The organism is Streptomyces xiaopingdaonensis (assembly GCF_000262345.1).
Classification (GTDB): Bacteria; Actinomycetota; Actinomycetes; order Streptomycetales; family Streptomycetaceae; genus Streptomyces; species Streptomyces xiaopingdaonensis.
The window spans coordinates 1-1,096 of the sequence record NZ_AJTQ01000382.1 but is presented as its reverse complement, the minus strand read 5'-3'; the positions used below and the strand labels follow the sequence as shown (position 1 = coordinate 1,096).

Sequence of the window (1,096 nt, the reverse complement as noted above, 5' to 3'; positions counted from 1 at the left end):
GGACGGCGAGAGGCTGTTCTCGACGAAGGTCATCAACGACGAGTCCCAGATCCTCACGCTCATCGAGACCGCCCGCGAGTGGGCCGACGAGGTGCGGTGGGCAGTGGACATCTCCGGCCGGGCGTCCACACTGCTGCTGGCCCTGCTGGTTGCCCACGACCAGCACGTGGTCTACGTGCCCGGCCGCACAGTCAACCGCATGTCCGGCGCCTACCAGGGCGAAGGCAAAACTGACGCCAAGGACGCGCGAGTCATCGCCGACCAGGCCCGCATGCGCCCGAAGGGCTTCGCGATCCTGGACACGCCCCCGGAGCTGGTCTCCGCCCTCCGGGTACTGACACACCACCGGGCTGACCTGATCGCTGACCGGGTCCGGTTGATCAACCGGCTCCGTGACCTGCTGGTCGGCATCTGCCCGGCACTGGAGCGGGCTTTCGACTACTCCGCGGCCAAGGGCCCGGTCGTCATGCTGACCGAGTACCAGACCCCGGCCGCTCTGCGAAGGATCGACGTCAAGCGACTGACGACCTGGCTGGAACGCCGCAAGGTCCGCAGCGCCGGCACCGTCGCGGCCAAGGCCGTCGAGGCCGCCCAGTCCCAGCAGATCGCCCTGCCTGGTGAGAAGCGGGCCGCGAAGCTCGTCTGCGACCTCGCCCACCAACTCCTGGCCCTGGACAAGCGGATCAAGGACAACGACCGGGAGATCCGCGAAACCTTCCGCGCCGACGACCGTGCGGAAATCATCGAGTCCCTGCCCGGCATGGGCCCGATTCTGGGAGCCGAGTTCGTCGCCATCGTCAGCGACCTGTCCGGCTACCGCGACGCCGGCCGCCTTGCCTCCCACGCCGGCCTGGCCCCGGTCGCCCGGGACTCCGGCCGCCGCACCGGCAACAACCACCGGCCCAAACGCTACAACCGGCGCCTGCGGCACATCTTCTACATGGCCGCACAGACCGCGATGATGCGACCCGGCCCCTCTCGCGACTACTACCTGCGGAAACGCTCCGAAGGATTGCTCCACACCCAGGCCCTGCTCGCGCTCGCCCGACGGCGAGTCGACGTGCTGTGGGCCATGCTGCGTGACAAGAGACTCTTC

The 1,096-nt window shown here is 68.7% G+C and carries 1 protein-coding gene; it reads left to right on the top strand.

The annotated features are described in order from the left end of the window. Positions 1-1,096: IS110 family RNA-guided transposase (locus tag UWG_RS0129175; RefSeq protein ID WP_016910729.1), on the top strand; the 1,096-nt coding region annotated here is incomplete at both ends.